Annotated in this window: 21 protein-coding genes; 13 read left to right on the forward strand and 8 right to left on the reverse strand. The window is 63.2% G+C overall.

Annotated features, from left to right (window positions below; genetic code table 11):
• Positions 1–84 precede the first annotated feature (84 nt).
• The 3 genes from ACZYR5_RS23010 (at position 85) to ACZYR5_RS23020 (ending at position 3,337) form a co-directional block, all read left to right on the forward strand.
• Positions 85–1,335, forward strand: coding sequence for a lipoprotein-releasing ABC transporter permease subunit (locus ACZYR5_RS23010; protein ID WP_489091753.1), 1,251 nt, complete (start codon positions 85–87; stop codon positions 1,333–1,335).
• Between the two features lie 7 nt (positions 1,336–1,342).
• Positions 1,343–2,026, forward strand: a complete 684-nt coding sequence (gene lolD / locus ACZYR5_RS23015) for a lipoprotein-releasing ABC transporter ATP-binding protein LolD (RefSeq protein WP_489091752.1) — start codon at positions 1,343–1,345, stop codon at positions 2,024–2,026.
• 66 nt (positions 2,027–2,092) lie between these two features.
• Entirely contained in the window at positions 2,093–3,337 is a 1,245-nt protein-coding gene (locus ACZYR5_RS23020) for a lipoprotein-releasing ABC transporter permease subunit (protein WP_489091751.1), read from the forward strand.
• 181 nt (positions 3,338–3,518) lie between these two features.
• Here ACZYR5_RS23020 and ACZYR5_RS23025 read toward each other — a convergent pair whose 3' ends face one another.
• Both ACZYR5_RS23025 and ACZYR5_RS23030 read right to left on the reverse strand, forming a co-directional pair.
• Positions 3,519–4,880 (reverse strand): heavy metal sensor histidine kinase, encoded by a 1,362-nt coding sequence (locus ACZYR5_RS23025; protein ID WP_489091750.1) that lies wholly within the window; start codon positions 4,878–4,880, stop codon positions 3,519–3,521.
• Complete coding sequence (locus ACZYR5_RS23030) at positions 4,880–5,560, reverse strand: heavy metal response regulator transcription factor (RefSeq protein ID WP_489091749.1); 681 nt, start codon at positions 5,558–5,560, stop codon at positions 4,880–4,882. Before ACZYR5_RS23030 ends, ACZYR5_RS23025 begins: the two co-directional genes overlap by 1 nt.
• Before the next feature lie 156 nt (positions 5,561–5,716).
• On the opposite strand from ACZYR5_RS23030, the gene copI reads away from it, so the two are divergent.
• A complete protein-coding gene (gene copI, locus ACZYR5_RS23035) occupies positions 5,717–6,262 on the forward strand; it encodes a copper-resistant cuproprotein CopI (RefSeq protein WP_489091748.1) in 546 nt (181 codons plus the stop codon).
• 61 nt (positions 6,263–6,323) lie between these two features.
• The gene (gene queF, locus ACZYR5_RS23040) at positions 6,324–7,154 is read left to right on the forward strand and encodes an NADPH-dependent 7-cyano-7-deazaguanine reductase QueF (RefSeq protein ID WP_489091747.1); all 831 of its coding nucleotides are present in this window, start codon (positions 6,324–6,326) and stop codon (positions 7,152–7,154) included.
• Positions 7,155–7,301: 147 nt separating this feature from the next.
• On the opposite strand, the gene ACZYR5_RS23045 is transcribed toward queF, so the two are convergent.
• Positions 7,302–7,565: a DUF4404 family protein gene (locus tag ACZYR5_RS23045; RefSeq protein WP_489091746.1), complete on the reverse strand. Its 264-nt coding sequence runs from the start codon at positions 7,563–7,565 to the stop codon at positions 7,302–7,304.
• A 123-nt stretch (positions 7,566–7,688) separates the two neighbouring features.
• Complete coding sequence (pcrP, locus tag ACZYR5_RS23050) at positions 7,689–8,309, reverse strand: HAD superfamily inactivated hydrolase PcrP (RefSeq protein ID WP_489091745.1); 621 nt, start codon at positions 8,307–8,309, stop codon at positions 7,689–7,691.
• A gap of 194 nt (positions 8,310–8,503) precedes the next feature.
• On the opposite strand from pcrP, the gene ACZYR5_RS23055 reads away from it, so the two are divergent.
• The 3 genes from ACZYR5_RS23055 (at position 8,504) to rssC (ending at position 11,190) form a co-directional block, all read left to right on the forward strand.
• On the forward strand, positions 8,504–9,193 hold the full coding sequence (locus tag ACZYR5_RS23055) for an MlaA family lipoprotein (RefSeq protein ID WP_489091744.1): 690 nt from the start codon (positions 8,504–8,506) through the stop codon (positions 9,191–9,193).
• Positions 9,194–9,526: 333 nt separating this feature from the next.
• Positions 9,527–10,711 (forward strand): two-component system response regulator RssB, encoded by a 1,185-nt coding sequence (rssB, locus tag ACZYR5_RS23060; RefSeq protein WP_489091896.1) that lies wholly within the window; start codon positions 9,527–9,529, stop codon positions 10,709–10,711.
• On the forward strand, positions 10,708–11,190 hold the full coding sequence (rssC, locus tag ACZYR5_RS23065) for an anti-sigma factor antagonist RssC (protein WP_489091743.1): 483 nt from the start codon (positions 10,708–10,710) through the stop codon (positions 11,188–11,190). The genes rssB and rssC overlap by 4 nt, the downstream gene beginning before the upstream one ends.
• Positions 11,191–11,257: 67 nt before the next feature.
• Here the strand turns inward: rssC and tal are convergent, their stop codons facing one another.
• Both tal and dusA read right to left on the reverse strand, forming a co-directional pair.
• Positions 11,258–12,184, reverse strand: coding sequence for a transaldolase (gene tal, locus ACZYR5_RS23070; protein WP_489091742.1), 927 nt, complete (start codon positions 12,182–12,184; stop codon positions 11,258–11,260).
• A 177-nt stretch (positions 12,185–12,361) separates the two neighbouring features.
• Positions 12,362–13,363 (reverse strand): tRNA dihydrouridine(20/20a) synthase DusA, encoded by a 1,002-nt coding sequence (gene dusA, locus ACZYR5_RS23075; protein ID WP_489091741.1) that lies wholly within the window; start codon positions 13,361–13,363, stop codon positions 12,362–12,364.
• A gap of 407 nt (positions 13,364–13,770) precedes the next feature.
• On the opposite strand from dusA, the gene ACZYR5_RS23080 reads away from it, so the two are divergent.
• Both ACZYR5_RS23080 and ACZYR5_RS23085 read left to right on the forward strand, forming a co-directional pair.
• On the forward strand, positions 13,771–13,896 hold the full coding sequence (locus ACZYR5_RS23080; protein WP_489091740.1) for a hypothetical protein: 126 nt from the start codon (positions 13,771–13,773) through the stop codon (positions 13,894–13,896).
• Between the two features lie 2 nt (positions 13,897–13,898).
• The gene (locus tag ACZYR5_RS23085; protein WP_489091739.1) at positions 13,899–14,174 is read left to right on the forward strand and encodes a hypothetical protein; all 276 of its coding nucleotides are present in this window, start codon (positions 13,899–13,901) and stop codon (positions 14,172–14,174) included.
• A 53-nt stretch (positions 14,175–14,227) separates the two neighbouring features.
• Here the strand turns inward: ACZYR5_RS23085 and fabF are convergent, their stop codons facing one another.
• Positions 14,228–15,496: a beta-ketoacyl-ACP synthase II gene (fabF, locus tag ACZYR5_RS23090; protein ID WP_489091738.1), complete on the reverse strand. Its 1,269-nt coding sequence runs from the start codon at positions 15,494–15,496 to the stop codon at positions 14,228–14,230.
• Between the two features lie 106 nt (positions 15,497–15,602).
• Between fabF and ACZYR5_RS23095 the strand changes: the two genes are divergently transcribed.
• Positions 15,603–16,094, forward strand: a complete 492-nt coding sequence (locus ACZYR5_RS23095; RefSeq protein ID WP_489091737.1) for a winged helix-turn-helix transcriptional regulator — start codon at positions 15,603–15,605, stop codon at positions 16,092–16,094.
• Positions 16,095–16,116: 22 nt separating this feature from the next.
• Here the strand turns inward: ACZYR5_RS23095 and ACZYR5_RS23100 are convergent, their stop codons facing one another.
• Positions 16,117–16,605: a hypothetical protein gene (locus tag ACZYR5_RS23100; RefSeq protein ID WP_489091736.1), complete on the reverse strand. Its 489-nt coding sequence runs from the start codon at positions 16,603–16,605 to the stop codon at positions 16,117–16,119.
• Positions 16,606–17,035: 430 nt separating this feature from the next.
• Between ACZYR5_RS23100 and ACZYR5_RS23105 the strand changes: the two genes are divergently transcribed.
• Positions 17,036–24,559: an SDR family NAD(P)-dependent oxidoreductase gene (locus ACZYR5_RS23105; protein ID WP_489091735.1), complete on the forward strand. Its 7,524-nt coding sequence runs from the start codon at positions 17,036–17,038 to the stop codon at positions 24,557–24,559.
• A gap of 6 nt (positions 24,560–24,565) precedes the next feature.
• Positions 24,566–25,918 carry an aminotransferase class I/II-fold pyridoxal phosphate-dependent enzyme gene (locus tag ACZYR5_RS23110; protein WP_489091734.1) on the forward strand — a complete coding sequence of 451 codons (1,353 nt, stop codon included), beginning with the start codon at positions 24,566–24,568 and terminating at the stop codon, positions 25,916–25,918.
• Positions 25,919–26,194: the final 276 nt, after the last annotated feature.

A 26,194-nucleotide genomic window follows, 5' to 3' on the forward strand; every position in this document is an offset into this window, starting at 1 on the left:
TGGTAGCGGCGGTGGTCTGAGTGTAAAGCTGGATATCGACCCCCGCCACAAGGACGTTCCTTTTCCCTCCGAACAAGCCCCGACATGTTCAGACCTCTCTTCGTATTTATCGGCACGCGTTACACCCGTGCAAAGCGCCGCAATCATTTTGTGTCGTTCATTTCCCTGACTTCGATGATCGGCCTCGCCCTCGGCGTGGTGGTGATGATCGTGGTCCTGTCGGTGATGAACGGTTTCGATCACGAGATGCGCACCCGCGTGCTGGGCATGGTGCCCCACGCCACCATCGAGTCTGGCGACCCCATCAGCGACTGGCCGAGCCTGGCCGCCAAGGTCAAGCAGAACCCGCAGGTGCTGGCCGTTGCGCCCTTCACCCAGATGCAGGGCTTGCTGACCAACAATGGCCAGGTGTCCAAGGTGTTGCTCAACGGCATCGACCCGGCGCTGGAACGGCAAGTCTCGATCATCGACCACTTCATGCAGCAGGGCCAGCTCGACGCCCTGGCCCCCGGCAGCTTCGGCATCGTCATCGGTGACAAGGCGGCGGCCAAGCTCGGCGTCGGCATGGGTGACAAAGTCACCTTCGTCGCCCCGGAAGTCACCGTGACCCCGGCCGGGATGTTCCCGCGCATGAAGCGCTTCACCGTGGTCGGCATCTTCCACGTCGGAGCCGGTGAGATCGATGGCTACCTGGGGGTGACCAACCAGCAGGACCTGTCGCGCCTGCATCGCTGGAAGCCGGACCAGATCCAGGGCCTGCGCCTGAAGTTCGATGACCTGTTCCAGGCGCCGCGCGTGGCCTGGACCATCGCCCAGCAGTTGGGCGACGATCGCTACTATGCCCGTGACTGGACCCGCACCCACGGCAACCTGTACCAGGCCATCCGCATGGAAAAAGCCATGATCGGCCTGCTGTTGCTGCTGATTGTCGCGGTGGCGGCGTTCAACATCATTTCGACCCTGGTGATGGTGGTGAACGACAAGAAAGGTGACATCGCGATCCTGCGCACCCTCGGCGCCACACCGGGCACCATCATGGCAATCTTCATGGTCCAGGGCACGGTGATAGGCGTCGTCGGTACGGCGATTGGCGCGGTGGTCGGGATGTTGGCCGCGCTCAACGTCAGCGCCGCGATCTCTGCCCTCGAAAGCCTGATCGGGCACAAGTTTCTCAACGCTGATGTGTACTTCATCGATTACCTGCCTTCGCAACTGCAGGCCCAGGACGTGGTGATGGTCTGCGGCGCGGCGTTGGTCCTGAGTTTCCTCGCCACCCTGTATCCAGCCTGGCGTGCCGCGCGCACCCAGCCGGCGGAGGCGCTACGTTATGAGTGAGTTGGGCATGAGCGAAAAAGCAATCTTGAGCTGCCGCAACCTGGGCAAATCCTACGAGGAAGGCCCGGAGTCGGTGGTGGTGTTGTCCGGCCTGCAACTGGAGTTGCATCCGGGCGAGCGGGTAGCGATTGTCGGCACCTCGGGTTCGGGCAAGAGCACCTTGCTCAACCTGCTGGGCGGCCTCGATACGCCGACCCAGGGCAGCGTCTGGCTGGCGGGTGAAGAGCTGTCGGCGCTGAACGAGAAGAAACGTGGTTTGCTGCGTAACCGGTCGCTGGGCTTCGTCTACCAGTTTCACCACTTGCTGCCGGAGTTCACCGCGCTGGAGAACGTCTGCATGCCGTTGTTGATCGGCAGCACCTCGATTGCCGAGGCGCGCCAGCGTGCGACCGCCTTGCTGGAGCGGGTAGGGCTGGCCCATCGTCTGGAGCACAAGCCGTCGGAGCTGTCCGGTGGTGAGCGCCAGCGCGTCGCCATTGCCCGCGCCCTGGTCAACAAGCCAGGGCTGGTGATGCTCGACGAGCCCACCGGCAACCTCGACTCGCACACCGCGCAGGGCATCCAGGACTTGATGCTGGAACTCAGCACTTCGATGCGCACGGCGTTCCTGGTGGTGACCCACGACATGAACCTGGCCCGGCAGATGGACCGTGTCCTGCACTTGCAGGACGGTTGCCTGACGCCCATCTGACGGCTTGCAGCCCGGCGTGCCTTGAGGGCTCGCCGGGTCATTTATTTTTCTACGGTGCCCCAGCGAATGTTCAGACCGTTATCGATCTTTATCGGCATGCGCTATACCCGCGCCAAGCGCCGCAATCGCTTCGTTTCGTTTATCTCGATGACCTCGATGATCGGTCTCGCCCTGGGCGTGCTGGCGATGATCGTGGTGCTCTCGGTGATGAACGGCTTCCAGCGCGAAATGAGCTCGCGCATCCTCGGCATGGTGCCCCACGCGACCATCGTCGGCGTCAAGCCGATCGACGATTGGGCGCCGGTGGCGGCGGCGGCCATGAAGAATCCAGAAGTCACTGCCGCCGTGCCGTTCACCGAGATGGAAGGCATGCTCTCGTACAAGGGGGCAATGCAGCCGATCCAGATCAGCGGGGTCGATCCGGCGCAGGAAGGCAAGGTCTCGATCGTTGCCCAGCACATCGTCCAGGGCAGCCTGGATGACCTCAAGCCAGGCGAGTTCGGGGTGGTGGTTGGGGAAATCACCGCACGCCGTTTCCGTCTGAACGTTGGCGACAAGCTGACCCTGATCGTGCCTGAAGTCAGCACGGCACCCGGCGGTATTACCCCGCGCATGCAGCGCCTGAACGTGGTCGGGGTGTTCAAGGTCGGTGCCGAACTGGACGGCTCGATGGCCCTGATTCATGTGGCCGACGCCGCGCAAATGCAGCGCTGGGAACCGAACCAGGTGCAAAGCGTGCGCCTGGCGGTCAAGGACCTGTATGCCGCGCCGCAGGTCTCGTCGGCGATTGCCGCGAGCCTCGGTGCCGGTTTCAAGGCGGACGACTGGACCCACACCCAGGGCAGCCTGTTCAGTGCGATGAAGATGGAAAAAACCATGATCGGCCTGTTGCTGCTGATGATCGTCGCCGTGGCGGCGTTCAACATCATCGCGACCCTGATAATGGTTGTGAACGAGAAGGGCGCCGACATCGCGATCCTGCGCACCATCGGCGCCACGCCCCGGCAGATCATGGCGATCTTCATGGTCCAGGGCACGGTGATCGGTATCGTCGGCACCTTGATCGGCGGTATCCTCGGGGTGATCGCGGCGCTCAATGTCAGCGAGTTGGTGGGGTGGCTGGAGCGGGTCAGTGGCCAGCACATCTTCAGCTCCGACGTGTACTTCGTCAGCAACCTGCCTTCGGAGCTGCAGGGCGGTGATGTCCTGTTGATCTGCTCGGCAGGCTTTATCATGAGCTTCCTCGCCACCCTGTACCCCGCCTGGCGCGCGGCGAAGACCGAACCGGCGACGGCGTTGCGGTATTCGTAAGTTGTAGGAACCAGCCTGATGGCGATGAGGTCATCAGCTGCACCGCATCAACTTCATCGCTAGCAGGCTAGCTCCCACATGGTTTAGTGATCGATCACAATATCTGCTGTCACTGCAAAATTCCTGTGGGAGCAGCCCGGGCGGTGCTCCGCTGCTGGCGATGAGGCCAGGCCTGCTGGCCTCAATTTCCCTTCGGCACCTCCACGACAAACCGCGTCCAACCATTGCCCGACTCGCAGGCAATGGTCCCGCCATGGGCGCGAACGATCGACTGGGTAATCGCCAGACCTAATCCCGCATGCTCGCTACTGCCCTCACGGCGCGCCGGGTCGGCGCGGTAGAAGCGATCGAACAAACGCGGCAACAGTGCCTCGGGAATCCCTTCGCCGGTATTGGCAATACTCAATTGCACGGATGTCGGCTGCTCGACGATTCGCACCTGCACCTGGCCCAGAGGCGGGGTAAAGCGCAGGGCATTGTCCAGCAGGTTCGACAGGGCGCGCCGCAGCATGCTGCGGTCACCGCTGATGGATGCATCACCTTCGCGGCTCAGGCTGATCTGCGCGTCTTCGGCCAGGGGTGCATAGAACTCCAGCAACAGATCGGTTTCCTCGCCCAACGGCAACGGCTCACGACTGGGCATCAACAAGCCGTGATCGGCCTTGGCCAGGTACAGCATGTCGTTGACCAGTTGCGCCATCCATTGCAGCTCCTCGAGGTTGCTGTGCAGCGCCTCGCGGTACTCTTCCAGGTTCCGTGGCCGGGTCAGGGTGACCTGGGTGTGGGTCAGCAGGTTCGACAACGGGGTGCGCAATTCATGGGCAATGTCGGCGGAAAACGCCGACAGGCGCTGAAAGGAGTCATCCAGGCGCGCGAGCATGGCGTTGAAGGCGTGGGCCAATTCCGCCAGTTCGGCGGGCATCTGGCCTTCGGGCAAGCGCTGGGTCAGGGAGCTGGCGGACACCCCGGCCGCGACCTCGCTCATGCGCCGCAATGGCCGCAAACCGCTGCGTGCCGCCCAGGCGCCGAGCAGCGCGGTGGCCAGCGCTGACAAGCCGACCGTCAACCAAATCAGATGCTGCATGCGCTGCAGAAAGTGCTGGTGGTGCGTGATGTCCAGCAGCAGGGTCAGTTGCGGTGAATCGCTGCGCCCAGGGTCCAGCGGCGCGCTGTACACCCGGTAGGCGGTGCCGGCGCTCTGCAAACTGTGCAGGCCGGGGGGCGTCGGCAGGTCGGTGGTCAGCGTGCTGGCGCTGTCGAACCATAGGCTGCCGTCGCGACCGCGTACCCGCAGGGCGAGGTCGGTTTGATGATTCATCTCGTCGCGCAAGGTAGCGCTGCGCTCAGCGAATCGCACTGGGTCGTCTGCACCCTGCAGGGCGCTGCGCAGGGCAATCAGCTTGCTGTCGAGCAGCTGCTGGTCGAGTTCCAGGAAGTGGCTTTCACTGGCGCGGCTGAACAGCAGTCCGGCGCACAGTGAAACCACCGCGGTGCAGGCCGCGAACAGCAAGGCCAGGCGACTGCCCAGGGACAGGCGGCGCATCAGGCTTGGCGCTCTTCGAGCACGTAGCCCATGCCACGCACGGTATGAATCAGCTTGTCGGGGAAATCGTCGTCGATCTTCAGGCGCAATCGGCGGATCGCCACCTCGATGACGTTGGTGTCGCTGTCGAAATTCATGTCCCAGACCTGCGAAGCGATCAGTGACTTGGGCAGCACTTCGCCCTGGCGGCGCAGGAGCAGCTCCAGCAGGGCGAACTCCTTGGCGGTGAGGTCGATGCGCTGGCCGCTGCGCTCGACCCGGCGGCGAATCAGGTCCAGGCGCAGGTCTGCCAGTTGCAGGCTGGTTTCCTGCGGCGTCACGCTGCCGCGGCGCAACAGGCTGCGGACCCGGGCCAGCAACTCGGAGAAAGCGAAGGGTTTGACCAGGTAATCGTCGGCCCCCAGTTCCAGGCCATGCACCCGATCCTCGACCGCATCCCGCGCCGTGAGGAACAGCACCGGGATTTCCAGCCCGGCACTGCGCACCGCTTGCAGAATCTGCCAGCCGTCGCGCCCGGGCAGCATCACATCGAGGATCAGCAGCGCATAATCACCGGTCAGGGCCAGGTGTTGGCCAGTATTGCCGTCCGCCACCAGTTCGGCATTGAACCCGGCCTCGCTCAGGCCCTGGCGCAAGTAGTGGCCGGTTTTTGGTTGGTCTTCGACGATCAGCAGTTTCATGGGCGACTCTGGGTAAAAAGGGACATGTGCTTTATAGCGTGCAGGGCGGTTTCTCCGCTCAACCTGACAAAGTTGTAATCTGCGCGTCAGCCAACTGGCAGCGCCACGGCCCTAGAGTTTCCCACAGGCTGAACCTCATCTTGTTGGAGTGTGACCATGTTTTTGCGCAATCGATTGATCCTCGCGGGCTGCCTGTTGGCGTTGAGCTTCCCGGTGTTGGCCTCGCCGGCCCAGAGCTACCCATTCGGCGCGCCCGCACCGGCGGCCAAGGCCACGCGCACAGTGGAAATCGTCATGGGCGATATGTCGTTCAACCCCAAGGCGCTGCAGATCAAGGCCGGTGAAACCATCCGGTTTGTGCTGATCAATAAAGGCCAGTTGCTGCACGAATTCAATCTCGGCGACGCGGCGATGCACGCCGCGCACCAGGCCGAAATGCTCAAGATGCAGCAAAGTGGCGCGCTCACGCCGACTGCCATGAAAGCCGTGCCCATGGATCATGCTGCCATGGGCCATGGCTCGATGGCCGGCATGGATCACGGCGCCATGAAGCACGACGACCCGAACAGCGTGCTGGTGGAGCCGGGCAAGACCGGTGAATTGACCTGGACCTTCAAGCAGGCCAGCCAGCTGGAGTTTGCCTGCAACATTCCCGGGCATTACCAGGCCGGGATGTTAGGAAAACTGACGGTCAGTCAGTAAGCGCTCAAAGGTGCGGGCAAAGGCTGATAGAATCGGCTGATTCTTCAGTCAGGTTTCCGTCATGCATCCCGCAGCCGAACACTCGCCGCTGGGCAAATCCAGCGAATACATCGCCACTTACACGCCGTCCCTGCTGTTCCCGATTCCGCGCACCGCGAAATGGGCCGAGTTGGGGCTGACGGCCGAGACCCTACCGTATAAGGGCGTGGATTTCTGGAACTGCTTCGAGCTGTCCTGGCTGCTGCCCTCGGGCAAGCCGGTGGTGGCCATCGGTGAGTTCAGCATTCCTGCTGACTCGCCGAACATCATTGAGTCCAAGTCGTTCAAGCTGTACCTGAACTCGCTGAACCAGACGCCGTTTGCCGATACGCCGACGCTGCAGGCCACCCTGGCCAAGGATCTTTCCGCTGCCGCCGGCAAGCCGGTTGGCGTGCGCATCCGCAGTCTCGCCGAGGTGCAGGCCGAAGGTGTCGTGGCGCTGCCAGGTGTGTGCATTGATGATCTGGATATCAGCGTCAGCGACTACGAGCAACCGCGCCCGGAACTGCTGCGTTGCGATGCTTCACGCATCGTCGAAGAAAGCCTGCACAGTCATCTGCTGAAATCCAACTGCCCGGTCACCAGCCAGCCGGACTGGGGTAGCGTCGCCGTCGAATATCGCGGCGCGGCGCTGGATCACGCGAGCCTGTTGGCTTACCTGGTGAGCTTTCGTCAGCATTCAGATTTCCACGAGCAATGCGTCGAGCGGATCTTCCTGGACCTGCAGCGTCTGCTGAAGCCGGAGAAATTGACGGTGTATGCGCGCTATGTGCGCCGTGGCGGGCTGGACATCAATCCTTCCCGCAGCACTGAAGCGCTGCAGTTGCCGAATCATCGGTTGGTGCGTCAGTAGGAGCGAGCTTGCTCGCGAAAAATGTCAACGATGACGCGGACTTTCTGAATGTTCGCGGTGTCCTCACGCCATTCGCGAGCAGGCTCGCTCCTACAGAAACCAGAACAGCCCCGCGCCATCGCAGCGGGGCATTCCTTGCTGAAGGGCTTAGATCCCCATACTCACCAAGCTCTGCACAATGTTGCGCAGGGTGCCGGCCAGTGTCGGGTGATCGACTTCGAAGCGATCCACCGCCAGGTTGACGCTGTCTGAAAGACTGGTGTCCTGAACGGCAGCTTCCAATTTGATCTGCGCTTCAATCTCCTCCATCAGTTTATGCAGGTCCTCACGTTCCACCTCTGACAGCGGCGGATTCTGCTCCAGTTGTGCGCGCAGGGTTTCGAGCTGTGTTTGCAGTTCGCGGGCAGGCATGGCTTCGTTCCTTTTATCGATAGGCACTGGCATAGACCACGGCATCGTCGCAAAGGTCTACCTCTGACCAGTAGATTAATCCACTGGCGAGCGCCGTGCATGATCCTGATCAACAGAGGCTTTTCAGGGCTTCTCGCCCTTGCGTCGACGCAGGCCGATGTCCGACAGGCAGGTGTCGAGTTCCCCCAGGTGATCGATCACCGAATGCACGCCAAGGCTGAACAATTGCAGGGTGGCCTTGCCGCGCTTGAGTTCGCGTTCCTGTTGGCTGAGGGCCTGCCATTGTTCGGGCGCCAGCCCGCAGAGTGAACCGCAGGACGCCAGGCCGATGGTCCATAGCCCGGCATTGAGCCCTGATTGCAGCAACCGGGGTTCGCCGCTGACCAGCACGCAGCCGTCGAGGCGATCGATATTCAGGCTCATCAACGATTGCCAGCAGGCGTCGGGGGAGGGCCATTGCCCGGCGTTTGGCGAGCGTGGGCTGGCGGCAATCCAGTCGGGTAATGCGCCGGCCAGCGCCTGGCTGTGGCTCGATGACAGGTCATCCAGCCACGCGCAGGGGATGCCTTGACGTTGCAGCGAGAGCAAGGCGTGCTCGGCACCCGGCGTCAGCAGCCCGTGCTGGGCGCTATCGAGGCGCTGGTGACGGCTCTGGGCGCCAAAGTCGACCAGGCAGCCGCTCAGGCCAAAGAGCACGGCGGTGGGCTGGGGGAGGGGCTGCGAGTGCGTCTGGACCTGGGGCATTTCAACATCCCTGAAAAAATAACCCCGGAGCATAGGTGGCCCCCGTGACGGTTAGATGACAGGCAGCTGACATGCATCAGGCAAACACCTGATCCCTGTAGGGTAATTCCCAGAAAGTCGGCATACGACATATACTCAACATCTTATCGCGTGGGTTTGCGACTCGCGCCAGTACAATCCAAGGAGTTTCCTCTATGCGCTGGAGCAATTGCCTGGCCCGTCTAAGTCTGTTTGCCGGCGTTCTGATGGTCCCGTTCGCCACCCAGGCCGCCACCGAAGAAGACCCTTGGGAAAGCTTCAACCGTCCGATCTACAAGTTCAACGATGTGCTCGACACCTACGCCCTCAAGCCTCTGGCGCAGGGCTATCAGTTCGTCACGCCGCAATTCCTCGAAGACGGCATCCACAACATGTTCCGCAACATCGGTGACGTCGGCAACCTGGCCAACGACATCCTGCAGGCCAAGCCACGTGCCGCCGGCATCGACACCGCCCGCTTGCTGATGAACACCACCCTGGGCCTGGCCGGTTTCTTCGATGTCGGTACCAAAATGGGCCTGCAACGCAACGACGAAGACTTCGGCCAGACCCTCGGCTACTGGGGCATGCCCAGCGGTCCTTACGTGATGCTGCCATTCTTCGGCCCGAGCACCCTGCGTGATGCGCCATCGAAATACGTCGACAGCTATGCCGATCCCTACCGCTACATGAATGACGTTCCGGCGCGCAACATGATGCTCGGCATGGAAGTGATCGACACCCGTGCCAGCCTGCTGTCGGCCGAGAAGCTGATCAATGGCGACAAGTACGTGTTCATCCGCAATGCCTACCTGCAGAACCGCGAATTCAAGGTCAAGGATGGCCAGGTCGAAGACGATTTCTAAGTCGTTGCTTCAGTGATGGGAAGGCGGCCCTCGAGCCGCCTTCTTCTTTTCTTGTGGGCTTTGGGTCCTTTCTTTTAGTTGCCAAATTCCGGCTTCTTATAACTCCCGGTGATTTGCAGGGCGAAGTCACTCGATCACCCTCGGCGTGAGCTTGAAACGCCTCGCGGATGGGAGTACCGTCTGCGCCTTAGAAGGGCACCTCTGATGAACAGGCGTGTAGGGCAAATGCCCGAAAGCGGTGCAGCAGAGAGGCTAGAAAGCGAATCCAGTAGTGTGTGCCGGGCCACTTGCCCCGCCAGCTACGCCAACCTAATTCTGGCGCCGTTTGCCCACATGCAGAAAACCAGTGCCACGCTGCTGATCATCGATGACGACGAAGTAGTGCGCGCGAGTCTCGCGGCCTATTTGGAAGACAGTGGATTCAGCGTCCTGCAGGCCGGCAATGGCCTGCAAGGGCTAGAGGTATTCGAACAACGCCACCCTGACCTGGTGATCTGCGATCTGCGCATGCCGCAGATGGGCGGGCTCGAACTCATTCGCCAGGTGACCGACCTGTCTCCGCAAACACCGGTGATCGTGGTGTCCGGTGCCGGCGTCATGAACGACGCGGTCGAAGCGCTGCGCCTGGGTGCCGCCGATTACCTGATCAAGCCATTGGAAGACCTGGCCGTGCTCGAGCATTCGGTGCGCCGGGCCCTGGATCGCGCGCGGCTGCTGCTGGAAAACCAGCGTTACCGAACCAAGCTCGAGACCGCCAACCGCGAACTCGAAGCCAGCCTGAACCTGTTGCAGGAAGACCAGAACGCCGGGCGCCAGGTGCAGATGAACATGTTGCCGGTCAGCCCCTGGACCATCGACGAATTCAGCTTTGCGCACCAGATCATTCCGTCGCTGTACCTCTCCGGTGATTTTGTCGATTACTTCCGGGTCGACGAGCGTCGGGTCGCGTTCTACCTGGCGGATGTTTCCGGGCATGGCGCGTCATCGGCCTTCGTCACGGTGCTGCTGAAGTTCATGACCACGCGCCTGCTGTTCGAGTCCAAGCGCAGTGGCACGCTGCCAGAATTCACCCCTTCCGAGGTCCTCGGTCATATCAACCGGGGCCTGATCAGCTGTAAGCTGGGCAAACATGTCACGATGGTCGGTGGAGTCATCGACGAGGAGACAGGCTTGTTGACCTATAGCATCGGTGGCCATCTGCCGTTGCCTGTGTTGTACACGCCCGACAGTGTGGGTTATCTCGAAGGTCGTGGTCTGCCGGTGGGCTTGTTCAATGAAGCCACCTACGAAGACCACGTCATCAAGCTGCCACCGGCCTTCAGCCTGACGCTGATGTCCGATGGCATCCTGGACCTTTTGCCAGAGCCTACACTCAAAGAAAAAGAAGCCGCCTTGCCGCAACGGGTAAGGTCGGCGGGCGGCAGCCTGGACGGTCTGCGCCAGGTTTTTGGATTGGCCACGCTAGGGGAGATGCCGGATGATATCGCCCTGTTGGTGTTGAGCAGGAATCTTCAATGAGTACCGGTAGAATCCAGTTCGCCGAGCAGGACGGCACCTTCGTCCTGAAGTTCGTCGGTGAAGTGCGCCTGACCCTGTGTTCGGCGCTGGATGCAACGATAGATCGAATCTTCACCGCGCTGAACTTCAACGCGATCGTCATTGACCTGACCGAAACCCGCAGCATCGACAGCACCACGCTCGGCCTGCTGGCCAAGCTGTCGATCCTGTCGCGGCAAAAGGTCGGCTTGCTGCCGACGGTCGTCACCACCCACGACGACATCACCCGGCTCCTGGAATCCATGGGTTTCGAGCAGGTATTCAACATTGTCCATCAGCCGGTGCCGTGCCCGGAATGCCTGGACGACCTGCCAGACCAGGACCAGTCCGAGGAAGTGGTGCGAATCAAGGTGCTCGAAGCGCACAAGATTCTGATGGGGTTGAACGAGTCCAATCGGGAAGCGTTTCATGACCTGGTGAATGCGCTGGAACGGCACTGACCCTGCGACCCGCATAAAAAAGGCGAACCCTTCGAGGTTCGCCTTTTTTTGTTGCCGCTAACTGACCTTACAGCTTGGCCTGCAGCAGCGCTTCCAGTTTTTCCTGGTCGCGGGCGAACTGGCGAATGCCTTCGGCCAGCTTCTCGGTGGCCATGGCATCTTCGTTCGATGCCCAGCGGAACTGTGCTTCATTCAGGCTCTGGCGTGCTTCACCGGCGTGACCCGGAGCCAGTTTACGCTCCAGCGAGCCGGTGTCTGCCGCCAGCCTCTCGATCAGGTCGGGGCTGATGGTCAGGCGATCGCAGCCGGCCAGTTGCTCGATCTGGTTGAGATTGCGGAAGCTCGCGCCCATGACCACGGTCTTGTAGTCATTGGCCTTGTAGTAGTTGTAGATGCGCGTCACCGATTGCACGCCCGGATCGTCGGCGCCGCTGTAGTCGGTGCCGGTGGACTTCTTGTACCAGTCGTAGATGCGGCCCACGAATGGCGAAATCAGGAACACCCCGGCTTCGGCGCAGGCCACGGCCTGGGCGAAGGAGAACAGCAGGGTCAGGTTGGTCTGGATGCCTTCGCGCTCCAGTTGCTCGGCGGCACGAATGCCTTCCCAGGTGGAGGCAATCTTGATCAGCACCCGATCGCGGCCGATGCCGGCCTTGTCGTACAGGTCGATCAGGCGATGGGCGCGCTGCAGCATGGCCTCGGTGTCGAACGACAGGCGTGCATCCACTTCGGTGGAAATGCGCCCCGGAATCACTTTGAGGATTTCCTGCCCCACCGCCACGGCAAAGCGGTCGCTGGCCAGGCCGACGTCGCCCTTGCAGTCCTTGACGCTGTCATTGAGCAGGCCAGCGTAACCGGAGATGGCGGCGGCCTTGAGCAGCAATGAAGGATTGGTGGTGGCATCCACCGGTTTGACGCGGGCGATGGCTTCGAAGTCGCCGGTGTCGGCAACAACGGTGGTGAATCGTTTAAGTTGTTCCAGCTTGGAAGTCATGGGCGTGCTCTATCCTGTGGGTCTGATGACATTACCCGAGCGCTGACAGCCACTCAAGGGCACAAATGCGTAACAACGGTCCGGGCGGCAACATCCGCGAAACAGATGTTTGAAAGGCCCAGTGCTATCCGTTGATTTCGATGTCAAAACAGCCCACAGGTTCAACCTTTCGGACGGCTAGCGGCCTTCGAGCAGTGCGCCGGCCTGGTCGAGCAGGGCCAGCGGGTCCTGGGTCTTGTGGATGTCCACCGACAGCAACTGGCGAAACTTGCGCGCCCCCGGAAAACCGGTGCCCAGGCCCAGCATGTGACGGGTGATGTGATGCATCGCGCCGCCAGCCTGCAGGTGGGCGGCGATATACGGGCGCATCCTGGCCAGCGCTTCAGCGCGGCTGATCACTGGCGCGCTGCTGCCGAACAGTTGCTGATCGACCTCGGCCATCACATACGGATTGTGATAAGCCTCACGCCCCAGCATCACCCCGTCGAAGGTCTGCAGGTGTTCGTGGCAGGCTTCCAGCGTCTTGATCCCGCCGTTGAGGATGATCTCCAGTTCCGGGAAATCCGCTTTCAACTGCGCCGCCACGTCATAACGCAGGGGCGGAATCTCGCGGTTTTCCTTGGGCGACAGGCCTTCGAGAATCGCAATCCGCGCGTGCACCGTAAAGCTGGTGCAGCCGGCATCGCGCACCGTGCCGACGAAATCACACAACTGCGCATAACTGTCACGCCCGTTGATGCCGATGCGATGCTTGACCGTCACCGGAATCGACACCGCGTCATTCATCGCCTTGACGCAATCGGCCACCAACTGCGGGTGCGCCATCAGGCACGCACCAATCATGTTGTTCTGCACCCGATCACTCGGGCACCCGACATTCAAGTTCACCTCGTCATACCCATGCTCCTGCGCCATCCGCGCACACGCCGCCAGATCCAGCGGCACACTGCCGCCCAACTGCAACGCCAACGGATGCTCCGCCTCATCGTGACGCAGGAACCGCTCGTGATCGCCGTTGAGCAGGGCACCGGTGGTAACCATCTCGGTGTAGAGCAGGGCGTGACGGGAGAGCAGGCGCAGGAAGTAGCGGCAGTGGCGGTCGGTCCAGTCCATCATCGGGGCGACAGAAAAGCGGCGCGACAAAGGTGCTGGGCTTGCAGGGGCAGTCAAGTGGGGCATGGGTATCTGAATCTGGAGGGTAAGGCGGGGCGTGAGTTTAACATTTACGGGCCAGGGGAGGTTGGTCGCTTTCAAGGCGGAAATACAAGCGTCCTAGGACTTTTCCTACCTGTCGCGTCGACTTTGGCTGACTTGTTCCTGCTGCACTCAGCCGCTAAATTCCGCCGGTCGCTGCAAATTCAGCGACCGGGTTTAGCAGCTCGGGTAAAATCAAGGCACGCAGGTGCCGTCTTTCGTTCAGTCGGCGCTTTTTTTGCGTTTGCTGTCCTGTGTTATGGCGGCTGTGCGGGGGGCACCTTCGGGTGCGCCGGGTTCCTTGATTCCTGGTCTGCTAACCCGCGTACAGTCGCCACCCTTTTCGTTTAGCAGCGATGTCTGGTGACTCCATCAATCAAGGAGCTTCACTCGTGAAAAAAATCACCCCTGATCCGCCCGATCACGCACTTGTCTGCCTCATCATTCCCTCATCCAGCGTGTTGCTCGCCAGGCGAATGCTCGTCGAATACTCATCAAGCAGTGCTGATGAGGTTTGATCATGGCCAGGTACATGGCTATCACTGGAATAGACTGCTCAATCCCAGCTTTGCTTATCGATACCGAGGCGCCTCTGGATGTCTTGCACGAGACGGCCGCCTATCGCATTCGCTGCGTCACGCAGTTGCTGGAAAGCCTTGCCCTGTCCGACCGCATCAACGGTGACCAGGTGCTGGTCCGCGACCTGACTCGCGTGCTGGCGATCCCATTGCGCGATGGTTGCGATTTGCTGGATGTGCTTGGGCGTCGACTGCAGGCAACGGTCTGTCACTCCTGAGATGTTGCAGCAGGGCACCCTTTCAGGATGCCCTGCTGTTCAAGTCGAGCAACTCACCCCCACCGCTTGAACAACACACTCGCATTAACCCCACCAAAGCCAAACCCATTGGACAGCGCGTACTCCATCGGCATCCGCCGCGCTTCACCGCGCACCAGGTCCAGGCCGTCGGCGGCGCTGTCCGGGGTGTGCAGGTTGAGGGTGGCGGGGGCGATCTGGTCGCGCAGGGCGAGGATCGCGAAGATGGCCTCGATGCCGCCGGCGGCGCCCAGCAGGTGGCCGGTGGCGGATTTGGTGGCGCTGATGACCAGGCCGCTGTCGGTGCCGAACAGGGCTTTGACGGCTGCCAGTTCACCTTTGTCGCCCACCGGGGTCGAGGTGGCGTGGGCGTTCAGGTGCTGGACCTGGGAGGGAGCGACGCCGGCCTGGCGCAGGGCCTGTTCCATGGCGCGGCGGGCGCCGTCGCCGTCTTCCGGGCCGGCGGTCATGTGGTAGGCGTCGGCGCTGGTGCCATAGCCGACCAGTTCGGCGATGGGGGTCGCGCCGCGGGCCAGGGCGTGTTCCAGTTCTTCGATCACCAGCAGGCCAGCGCCTTCGCCCATGACAAAGCCATCGCGCGCCGCGTCGAAGGGGCGCGAGGCTTGTTCCGGGGTGTCATTGAAATCACTCGACAAGGCTCGTGCCGCGGCGAATCCGGCGAGGCTGACCCGGTGGATGGTCGCCTCGGCGCCACCGCACACCGCAATATCCACTTCACCGGCGCGGATCATCCGGGCCGCGTCGCCAATCGCTTGTACGCCAGCGGCGCAGGCGGTCACCGGCGCGCCCAGCGGACCCTTCAAACCGTACTGGATGGATACGTGGCCAGCCGCCATGTTGCTCAGGAACGACGGAATGGTGAAGGGCGACAGACGTCGTGGACCCTTGCTGTCCGAGGTGCGAACCGCTTCGGCAATGGCCGGAAAACCACCAACGCCCGAGGCGATGATGGTTGCCGTGCGTGTTTGCTGCTCCGCGGTCTGCGGTGCCCAACCGGCCTGCGCCAGCGCTTCCTTGGCGGCAGCCAGGGCAAACAGAATGAAGCGGTCCATCTTGCGCTGTTCCTTGGGTGCCAGCAGTTGGTCGGGGTCGAATCCGGCTTCGGGGTCCGCGATCGGGTCGGGCACCTGGCCCCCAATGCTGATCGCCAGGTCGCCAATCAACGACTCTGGCAGTCGACGAATCCCGGATTGCCCAGCCAGCAGGCGTTGCCATACCTGTTCGACGCCGCAACCCAGCGGGGTCAGCGCGCCCATGCCGGTGACAACAATGCGTTTGCTCATGAGGGTCCAACTCCTTCAGTTCGTCAGGGTAATGACCTATGGACGTCACTATCATCATGAAAGTAACATGGCCGAACGATAAATACCCAACCCTCAAGGATTGTTCATGCAGCGCAAGACCCTGGCCGACGCCGAATGCCCGATTGCCCGCAGCCTGGAAAGGGTTGGCGAGTGGTGGAGCATCCTGATCATGCGCGACGCCCTGCACGGCCTGCGCCGCTTCGATGAGTTTTCCCGCAGTCTCGACATCGCGCCGAACATGCTCACCCGACGCCTCAACTCACTGGTCGAGGACGGCCTGCTGGAACGTCGCGCCTACAGCGAGCGGCCGTTGCGCCATGAATATGTGCCAACCGCCAAAGGCCAGGATTTTGCCGGGGTGCTGCTGGCATTAGTCGCCTGGGGTAATCGGCATTACGCGCCGGAAGGGGAAAGCGTGCAGATTGTCGAGCGTGCAACCGGGCGGCGGGTCGAGCCGGTCATGGCCGACATGAGTGATGGGCGACTGCTGTCGCTGGAGCAGTGCACGGTGCAGGCGGGGCCGGCAGCCAGCGATGCGATACGCCAGCGCCTGGGTAGCGGGCCAGATCGTTCCTGACAACCTGGCCGATGGATAGACCTTAAAGCCCCAACCCCTCCTCAACAATCCACAGCAAATTCTCCTCATTCCACGCCACCGGCGCCTGCGCTGCCTGCCCCAGGGGCGGCACCTTCTGCAGGTGCCACACCGATTCACCGTGCTCATCGGCGGTGCGCAGCACGCGGTAGTGCTTGCCGCGCAGGTGAATCTCGATCAGGCCATCGGCGGTGGGGGAGAAGCGGGCGATGGGGTCGAAGGTGATGGTGTAGGGGTGGGCTTCGAGCAGTAGCTGGTCGATCGCGTATTCGTAGGTCGCGCCGCTGTGGTGACCTTCGTGGACGTGGGTCGGGTTGCGGCGGATGTTCAGGCCGGCTTCGCTCAAGGGCGTCAGCCAGTGTTCGATCTGCTGGTAGAGGTCGTTGACCTGAGTCGGCCAGTGGTCGATGGCGGTATCGGCACAGGTTTCGTCGTTGTCGACGCGCTGTAGGCGATTGCGCAGTTTTGCCGCCAGTTCGTCTGCCTTGTTCATCATCTCGGTTCCCTTTGAAGGTGTCTGCTCAATAGTAGCCAGATCTGAGGGCGAGGTGTCTTGCCGTGGATCATCGACAAGGCTGCGCCCAGCGGATTCAAGTCAGGGAGCTGGCGAATCGACAGCATGAAACCGGCTTCAACCGCCGCTCCAGCGCATTGAACCGCGTCGAACATTTTACCCGGCATCCATCGCTTAGCGTTTTCCCTCATCGTCCATACCGCGTATTATTCCTACAAATATGTCTGAAGATGTCCATTGCGTAACTCGTGGGGCATCTGCCGTGCGACCTCGTGTGCTTGGCATGGTGCGTGCAGACAAGAAAATCAGCTTCAGGTGACGTTTAACGACTTGCCAAAAATTGTATCGGCCAGACATGCGGCTGTCCGCAGGATAGGACGGTGTCTGGTTGAGATGAAAGGAATGGGTTTTGACAAAGCGTAGACAGGTAGCAATTGTTGGTTGTTCTTTTCGTTTTCCCGGTTCGACCACCCAGAGTTTCTGGCAAAACCTGATGTCCGGGCGAGACCTGGTCACTCAGGTCGACGCCTCGCGTTGGCAGCACGACGAGTTCCTGCACCCGGATAAAGCCAATCCTGCGACCAGCTACACCTTCGCCGCAGGCTCCCTGGGCGATATCAGTGCCTTCGATGCCGGCTTCTTCAACATCTCGCCGCGCGAAGCGATGGTCATGGACCCGCAGCAACGCATGCTGCTGGAGATGTGCTGGGAAACCTTCGAGAACGCCGGCGTCAAGCCGTCGAGCCTGCGCGGCAGCAACTGCGGGGTGTACCTGGGGATTGGCGGCGTCGAGCAAGCCTATCGCCTGGTCGAAGACCTGGCGTCGATCGATGCTGCCACGGCTACCGGCAATACCATGAGTATTGCCGCCAATCGCCTGTCGTTCTTCTATGACCTGCGCGGCCCGAGCATGGCCATCGATACCGCGTGTTCGTCATCGCTGGTGGCGTTCCACCAGGCCTGCCAGGCGATCATCAGTGGCGATGTCGACCAGGCGGTGACCGGCGGCATCAGCCTGCACATGCACCCGTTCGGCTTCATGATTTTTGCCAAGGCCTCGATGCTTTCGCGCACCGGGCGTTGCCACGCGTTCGATGAAAGCGGCGACGGCTATGCTCGCTCCGAGGGCGGTGGACTGTTCCTGCTCAAGGATTACGAGCAGGCGCTGGCCGACGGCAACCCGATTCTCGCGGTGGTGGCGGGCAGTGCGGTGAACACCGACGGGCGCAAGTCGAGCCTGACCCTGCCGAGTGCCGAGGCCCAGGCCGCGCTGCTCAAGAGCACCTACGCCAAGGCCGGGATCGATCCGGCGCAACTCGATTACCTGGAAGCCCACGGCACCGGGACTGCGGTCGGCGATCCGATCGAGACCCGCGCCATCGGCGAAGCCCTGGGCCAGGCCCGCGGCGCCGGCAACCCGCTGCCGATCGGCTCGGTGAAGAGCAACCTCGGTCACCTCGAGGCGGCCTCCGGGGTCGCCGGCCTGATGAAGGCGCTCAATTGCCTGATCCAGCGCGAAGTGCCCGCGACCATAGGCGTCGAAGCGCTCAATCCGAACATCCCGTTTGCCGACCTCAATCTGCAGGTAGTGACCGAAAGCCGCGCGCTGAAATCCGCCGGGCAACTGACCGTTGGCATCAACTCCTTCGGCTTCGGTGGCGCCAACGCGCACGTGATCCTGCAGAGTGCCGAGCCGTTGCCGGCCTCGAACACCGCTACCCAATCACGCCGCCTGCCGCTGATGCTCAGTGCCAAGGACGTCGATGGCCTGCGCGCCACGGCCGAACGGTTTGCCGAGTACCTGGCGGCGCAGTCGCCGGTCAACTATTACGACGTCGCCTATCAGGCCATGTTCCGTCGCGATGCCCACGGGCAGCGCCTGGTGCTGATCGAGTCTGATCCGGCGCAAGCCGCACAGGCGCTGGCGGACTATGCCGAAGACCCGAGCCTCAGCGAACTGAGTTCGGTGCTCGAGACAGGTCAGGCCCTGGAGCAGGTCAAAGGGCCGGTGCTGGTGTATTCCGGCAACGGTTCGCAATGGCAGGGCATGGGTCGGGCGATGCTCGGCAACCCGGTATTTGCCGCGGCAGTGGCCGAGGTCGATGGGCTGTTCCAGCCGTTGGCCGGCTATTCGCTGCGCGCCGAATTGCTCGGCGAGAATGGCGACGACCGCTACGTACGCACCGAGATCGCCCAGCCGGCGTTGTTCGCGCTGCAGGTGGCCGTCACCCGTGTGCTGGCGGCCGAAGGTTTCCATCCGGCGGCGGTCATCGGCCACAGCGTTGGCGAAGTGGCGGCGGCCTGGGCCAGCGGTGCGCTGAGCCTGGAAGACGCGACCCAAGTCATCTATCACCGCAGCCGCCTGCAGGGCCTGACCCGTGGCACCGGGCAGATGTCGGCCGTGGGCCTGAGCGGTGAAGCCACCGCACTGCTATTGGTTGAATTGGCCTTGGATGATCGTGTGGTCCTGGCCGGCGAAAACAGCGCCCGTGGTGCGACCGTGGCCGGCCCGGACGATGCATTGAGCGAGCTGGAGCAGGCCCTGACCGAGCGTCAGGTGTTCGTCCGCCGCCTGGCCCTCGACTACGCCTTCCACTCGCCGGCGATGAACCCGATCGAGCAGCAAGTGATTGCCGATCTGGCGCACATCCGCCCGCGCAACGCCGATATTCCGTTCTTCTCCACAGTGGTCGGCGGCGAGCTGGACGGCCAGCGCCTGGACAGCGGCTACTGGTGGCAGAACATCCGCTTCCCGGTGCTGTTCCAGGGGGCGATGGACGAGCTGGTAGGGCAGGGCTTCAACCTGTTCGTCGAGGTCGGTCCGCATCCGATCCTGCGCTCCTACGTGACCGATGCCCTGACCCAGCGCGAGCTGCCTGGTCAGGTGATCGCCACGCTGGTGCGCAATGACGACAGCCCGGCACTGCTGGAACGCTGCGTCGCCCGGCTGTTGATCGCCGGTGCCGAGCCGGATTGGCAGCATCAATTCCCGGTGGCGGGCAACAACGTGCGCCTGCCGAACTACGCCTGGCAGCGTGAGCGTTATGAACTGCCGGTCAGCGCCGAGTCGTTCGCCACACTGCAACGCGAGCGGGTCCACCCGTTGCTCGGTTACCCGTTGGCCGACCGCGCGCTGACCTGGGAAAACCGTCTCGACACCCAGCTGTTCCCGACCCTGGCCGACCACAAGGTCGGTGAAGCCGTGCTGTTCCCCGGCGCCGGGTTTACCGAGCTGGCGCTGGCCGTGGCACTGGTGCACCAGCCGGGTGAGTTCGTCGATATCGAAGAACTGGAAATCCATAACCCGCTGCTGCTCGGCAACGAAGGCAGCAAGAAGATCCGGGTCAACATCGAAGAAGCCGACGGCACCCTGCGCATCACCTCGCGCACCCTGGCCCAGCGTGAAGAGTGGGTCCAGCACGTGGTCGCGCGCCTGCCCGGCGAAGCTCGCGGCGTGATGCTCGACGCGCGTGCACCGGCCTTGCCGCAACGTCCGGCGGATTTCAGCGGCGAACAGCACCTGGCGCTGACCCGTGCCGTCGGCCTTAACTACGGTCCGGCTTATCAGGCAGTGGCGGCAGTGTGGGTCGAACCGGCCTACATCCTCGCGCAATTGAGCGTGCCCGAGGCCATCCGCGAAGAACTGCCGTCGCTGCACCTGCACCCGGCGTTGCTCGATGGCGCATTCCAGTTGATCACCGAGTTGCTGGTCGGCCAGCCGGGCAGCAACAAGGGCCTGGCGTTCATTCCGGTCAAGCTGGGGCGCATCGCCTTCGCCAAGGCCGGCGGGGTGCCGTGCCTGGCCGAAGTGCGTCAGCTCAAGCGCACCGAACACTCGCTGCTGGTGGACTTCACCCTCTACGACGCCGCTGGCAATGCCGTGCTGTGCATCAAGGACGCGCGCTTCCGGGGCGTGCGCCTGCAACGCGATCGCTCCCACGACATCAAGCGCCTGGCCCACGTCGGTCTCGCTGCTCCGGGCCAGGTGGTGCCGGTGTTGCGTGCGGCCGCGACCGCCACGCCGCTGGCCAACCATCTGCAAGGCTTGAATGATGAGCCGGTGCAGGTGCGTTACCTGAATGAAGTCGAGCCGTTGCTCGACGCCCTGTGCTCGAGCTTCGTGCTGGACCTGATCGAACAACTGGGCGGCCGCTTGAGCGCCGAGCAGGTTGCGCTGTGGTCGCAGCAGGACGGTGTGCCGAGCGATTACCTCAACACCCTGCTGCGCCAGGGACGTGACGATGGCAGCCTGAGCGTCGATGCCGACGGCCACTGGTCGATTGCCGATGCCGGCGAGCGCCCGGCGTCGGAGGCGATCTGGCAGGAGTTGTTCCAGAGCTATCCGGAACACTTCCAGCTGATTCATTCGGTGGGCCGTATCGGTCGCCATCTGCTGGCCTTGCTCGAAGGCACGCAAACCCTCGAACAACTGCTGCCGCGCGAAACCAGCGCAGCCAACCTGGCGCGCCTGGTGCTGGGTGCGGCCGGTCAGCAGCGGGTGCTCGCCGGCCTGCGCGAGACCCTCGCCCAGCGCCTGGCCGCCTTGCCGGCCGGGCAGCGCCTGCGGGTGCTGGAGTTCGGCTTTGGCGGGCCGTCGTTCGCCGAGTCGCTGTACGCCGGCATCGATTTCGACCGGGTCGACTACAGCTACTGCGTGCAAGAACCGGAGCTGATGCAGATGCTCGGCGACGATTGCCCGGCGCTGGAAGTCCTCGGTTTCGATCAATTGGCCGCCGCCCAGGCTTACGACTGGGTGCTGCTGCCGTCCGACCTGGCGCCGCTGGACAGCGTCGGCGAAGCGCTGCGCCAGACCGCCAGCCACCTCAACCCGCACGGCCAGTTGGCCTTGCTTGCGCAGTACCCGGCACGTTGGGCCGACTTCGTCTTCGGTGCCCAGGCCGCCTGGTGGCTGGCTGGCCCAGAGCACGCGTTGTCGCGCCAACAGCGTCCGCAATTCTGGCTGCACGAACTGCAGCGCCACGGCCTGAGCGTCAGCCACACCCTCGAAGCCTTGCCCGGCAATGCCTGCGGCAGCTACCTGCTGTTGGCTGGACGGAAGGTCGGCGAGCGCGTGGCAACTGCCGAGATCGCTGTGCAGCGCTGGGCGTTGCTGGCCGAAGCTGGTCAGGCGAATGCCGAGCAACTGGCCCAGGCCCTGCGCGAGCAAGGTCAGCAGGTCAGCCTGTTGCTGCCCGGCGATGCCCAGGCGATCGCCAAGCAATTGGCCGCAATGGACCAGGCGCCGGAGCACGTGCTGCATCTCGCCGGGCTGGACGCTGATCAGGGCCTGGACGCTCAGGGCGCTCGTTGCATGCTGGCGGCTGCGCTGGTCCAGGCCTGTGAGTCGCTGGCGATTGCGCCGCAATGCTGGCTGCTGACCCGGGGTGCTGCCGGCCATCTCTATGATGCGCCGCAGACTACTGACGTCGACGCGATTGCCGATGCCGCGCTGTGGGGCTTCGGTAGGACCCTGGCCAACGAATCCGCCAGTTGCCGCATTCGCCTGCTCGACCTGGCGCACGCTGCGCCGATCAGCAGCCTGGTCCCGGCGCTGCTGCAGGCTGATGGCGAGACCGAGCTGGCGATCAATGTCGACGGTCAGCGCTACGTGCCGCGCCTGCGGGTGCTGCAGGATCAGGTCCGCGCCAGCAACGATGGTCAGACCCGCATCAGCCTCGGTTTCGATCTGCCCGGACAACTGCGCAACCTGCGCTGGGAAGCCCGTGAGCTGACCGCACCGGCCGCTGACGAGCTGGACATCGAAGTGCGCGCCACCGGCCTGAATTTCCGTGACGTGATGTTCGCCCTCGGCCTGTTGTCCGACGAAGCCATCGAGAATGGTTTCTCCGGTCCGACCATGGGCTTTGAGTTCTCTGGCGTGGTGCATGGCAAGGGCGCTGCGGTGCTCGGCGACTTCGCCCCGGGTGATCGGGTGGTGGGCTTCGGTCCGCGCAGTTTCGCCAACCGCCTGGTGACCAACGCCAATGCCGTCGCGCGCATCCCTGAAGGCATGTCCTTCGAGGCGGCGGCGACCATTCCAAGTACCTTCTTCACCGTGTACTACGCGCTGCACTATCTGGCGCGACTGGAGCCGGGCGAGAAGGTGCTGATCCATGGCGCCGCCGGTGGTGTCGGCATCGCCGCGATCCAGATTGCCAAATGGTGCGGGGCCGAGATCTACGCCACCGCCGGCAGCGACGAGAAGCGCGACTTCCTGCGCCTGCTGGGTGTGGACAAGGTGTTCGACTCGCGCTCCCTGGCCTACGCCGACGAAGTCCTGGCCCTGACCGGTGGCCGCGGTGTCGACGTGGTGCTCAACTCGCTGGCGGGTGAAGCGATCAACCGCAACTTCCGCGTGCTCAAGCCGTTCGGGCGTTTCCTTGAACTGGGCAAGCGCGACTTCTACCAGAACACCCGCATCGGCCTGCGTCCGTTCCGCAACAACATCAGCTACTTCGGCATCGATGCCGACCAGTTGATGAGCGAGCGTCCGGACCTGACCCGGCGCCTGTTCGGGCAAATGATGGAGTTGTTCGAGCAGGGCATCCTGCACCCATTGCCGTTCCGCGAGTTCGACGCCAACCACGTGGTCGAGGCGTTCCGCTACATGCAGCAGGCGCGGCAGATCGGCAAGATCGTCGTGACCTACGGCAACCCGATCGAGCGCCTGGTGGAAACCCGCGAGCAGCCGGTGCAGCCATTGCAACTGAGTGGCGAGGCGACTTACCTGGTCACTGGCGGCCTGGGTGGCTTCGGTCTGCGCACCGCGCAGTGGCTGGTGGACAAGGGCGCGCGGCACCTGGTACTGCTCGGCCGGCGTGGCCCGGCCAGTGTCGAGGCGCAGCCGTGCCTGGCGGCCTGGCAGGTCCAGGGCATCGACGTGCAGGCGCTGGCTTGCGACATCACCGATCCGCTTCAGGTGCGCGGGGTGTTCGAACGCATCGCCGCCAGCCCGTACCCGCTGCGCGGCCTGGTGCACGCGGCGACCGTGATCGACGACAGCCTGATCCGCAACCTCGATGGCGAACAACTGCAGCGTGTGCTCGAGCCCAAGGCCAAGGGCGCGCAATACCTGCACGAACTGACCCGTGAGCTGCCGCTGGACTTCTTCGTGATGTTCTCCTCGGCCACCACCCTGTTCGGTAATCCGGGGCAGGCCAACTATGTGGCCGCCAACCATTGGCTGGAAGCGCTGGCGCGGCATCGTCGTGGCCAGGGCCTGGCGGCGACTGCCGTGCTCTGGGGGGCGATCGACGACGTCGGTTTCCTCGCGCGCAACGAGCAGATCAAGGACGCCCTGCAAAGCCGCATGGGCGGTGCTGCACTGCGGGCCGAAGTGGCGTTGGCGCACCTGGAGCAGATGCTGCTCAAGGGTGACGACGGCATCGGCGTGCTGGAGCTGGAATGGAAGGCCCTGTCGCGCTTCCTGCCGAGTGCCAGCACCCCGCGTTTCCTCGAACTGGTGCGCGCCCATGGCGGCGACCAGGACGATGACAACGACGCCGAAGACATCCAGCGCATGTTGGCCGAGTTGGACGACGAGCGGGTGCTGGAGCGCTTCGTCGAACTGCTCAAGCACGAAGTCTGCGAGATCCTCCGGCTGCCGGCAGCCCGCCTCGACACCCAGCGGCCGCTGCAGGAACTGGGCCTCGACTCGTTGATGAGTGTCGAGCTGGTGGTCGCTCTGGAAGAGCGTTTCGGCATTCGCCTGCCGGTGATGGAGCTCAGCGAGAGCTCCAGCATCGACAAGCTCAGCGTGCGCATCCTCGACTTGCTGCGGGGCGAGGCGGCGGGCAACGAAGCGCCGGCGCCGGTCGCCCTGGCCGAGAACGTGCTGGCCCGTCACGGCACTGAATTGAGCCCTGAGCAAATGGCCGAGCTGAACGCCGAACTGGCCGCCAGTACTGCAACACCTAACCGTTTGATTGAGTGATAGTTGATGACTGCAAAAACGCCTACCGGCCTGAGTGTCGGGATCAAGCAGCGGCTGATTCAGCAAGCGCTGGAACGCCGTCGCAGCGAGGCGGGCGACCCGGCTGGCGGCGCCACCCTGGAGCAGGCGCAACAGGCGGCGCTGAAAGTGCCGGAAGCGTTCTATCGGTTCGACCAGCACCCCGGCTATCAGCAATTGCGGGTGATGCAGCAGGGTGCCGCGCGCCTGGGCCTGAGCAGTCCGTTCTTTCGCCTGCATGAAGGCCTGGCCGGTGCCGAGACCTGCATTGGGGCGCAGCAATACGTGAACTTCGCCAGCTACAACTACCTCGGTTACTCCGGGCATCCGGACGTGGCCGAGGCGGCCAAAGCGGCGATCGACCGTTACGGCACCTCGGTGTCGGCGAGCCGCCTGGTGTCCGGCGATCGGCCGTTGCACCGTGAGCTGGAGCGTGAGTTGGCGAGCCTGTATGAGGTCGACGACGCCATCGTTTTCGTCAGTGGGCATGCCACCAACGTCACCACCATCGGCCATCTGTTCGGCCCGCGTGACCTGGTGCTGCATGACGAGCTGATCCACAACAGCGTGCTGCAGGGCATCCAGTTGTCCGGCGCGCGCCGTTTGAGTTTCGCCCACAACGACTGGCAGGCCCTGGACCGGATCCTCGGCGAGCAGCGTCAGCACTTCGAGCGGGTGCTGGTGGTGGTCGAAGGCATCTACAGCATGGACGGCGACTACCCGGACCTGCCGCGTTTCGTCGAACTCAAGCGCAAGCACAAGACCTTCCTGATGGTCGACGAGGCGCATTCACTGGGAGTGATGGGGGCGACCGGCAAGGGCATCCGCGAACACTTCGGCCTGGCCGGGGATGACGTGGATATCTGGATGGGCACCCTGAGCAAGACCCTCGCCAGTTGCGGCGGCTACATTGCCGGCAGCACGGCGTTGGTCGAGCACCTGAAATTCCTCGCGCCGGGGTTCCTCTACAGCGTCGGCATGCCGCCTGCGGTGACCGCTTCGGCGCTGGCCGCGTTGCGTTGCCTGGCCAATGACCAGGAGCGGGTGCAGACCGTGCAGGCCCGGGGCGATTTGTTCCTGCGCCTGGCCAAGGCCGCTGGCCTGGACACCGCCACCAGCACCGGGCTGGCGGTGATCCCGGTGATCACCGGCAGTTCGTTCAAGGCCGGACGCCTGTCCAGCGCGCTGTTCGAACGCGGCATCAACGCCCAGCCGATCCTCTATCCCGCCGTCCCGGAACACGTCGCCCGGGTACGCTTCTTCGTCTCGTGCGAGCACAGCGAAGAGCAGATCCGCCAGACCGTGGCGATCGTTGCCGAGGAATTGGCGAAGATCGGGTGACACCCAGATCAACGCAGCCTTGACGCATCCCCTGTAGGAGCCAGCTTGCTGGCGAAGGTCGTCAACGATCCCGCGATGACCCTGATGCCGCGCGGCGGTCTCAGGTTTTTCGCTGGCAAGCCAGCTCCTACAAGGGTTCGCGGATACCGCAGGTTTTGTGTTCGACCGCAAAACCCTGTGGGAGATCCGCCAGACCGTGGCGATCGTTGCCGAGGAATTGGCGAAGATCGGCTGACACCCAGATCAACGCAGCCTTGACGCATCCCCTGTAGGAGC

This window comes from Pseudomonas sp. F007 (genome assembly GCF_057814275.1).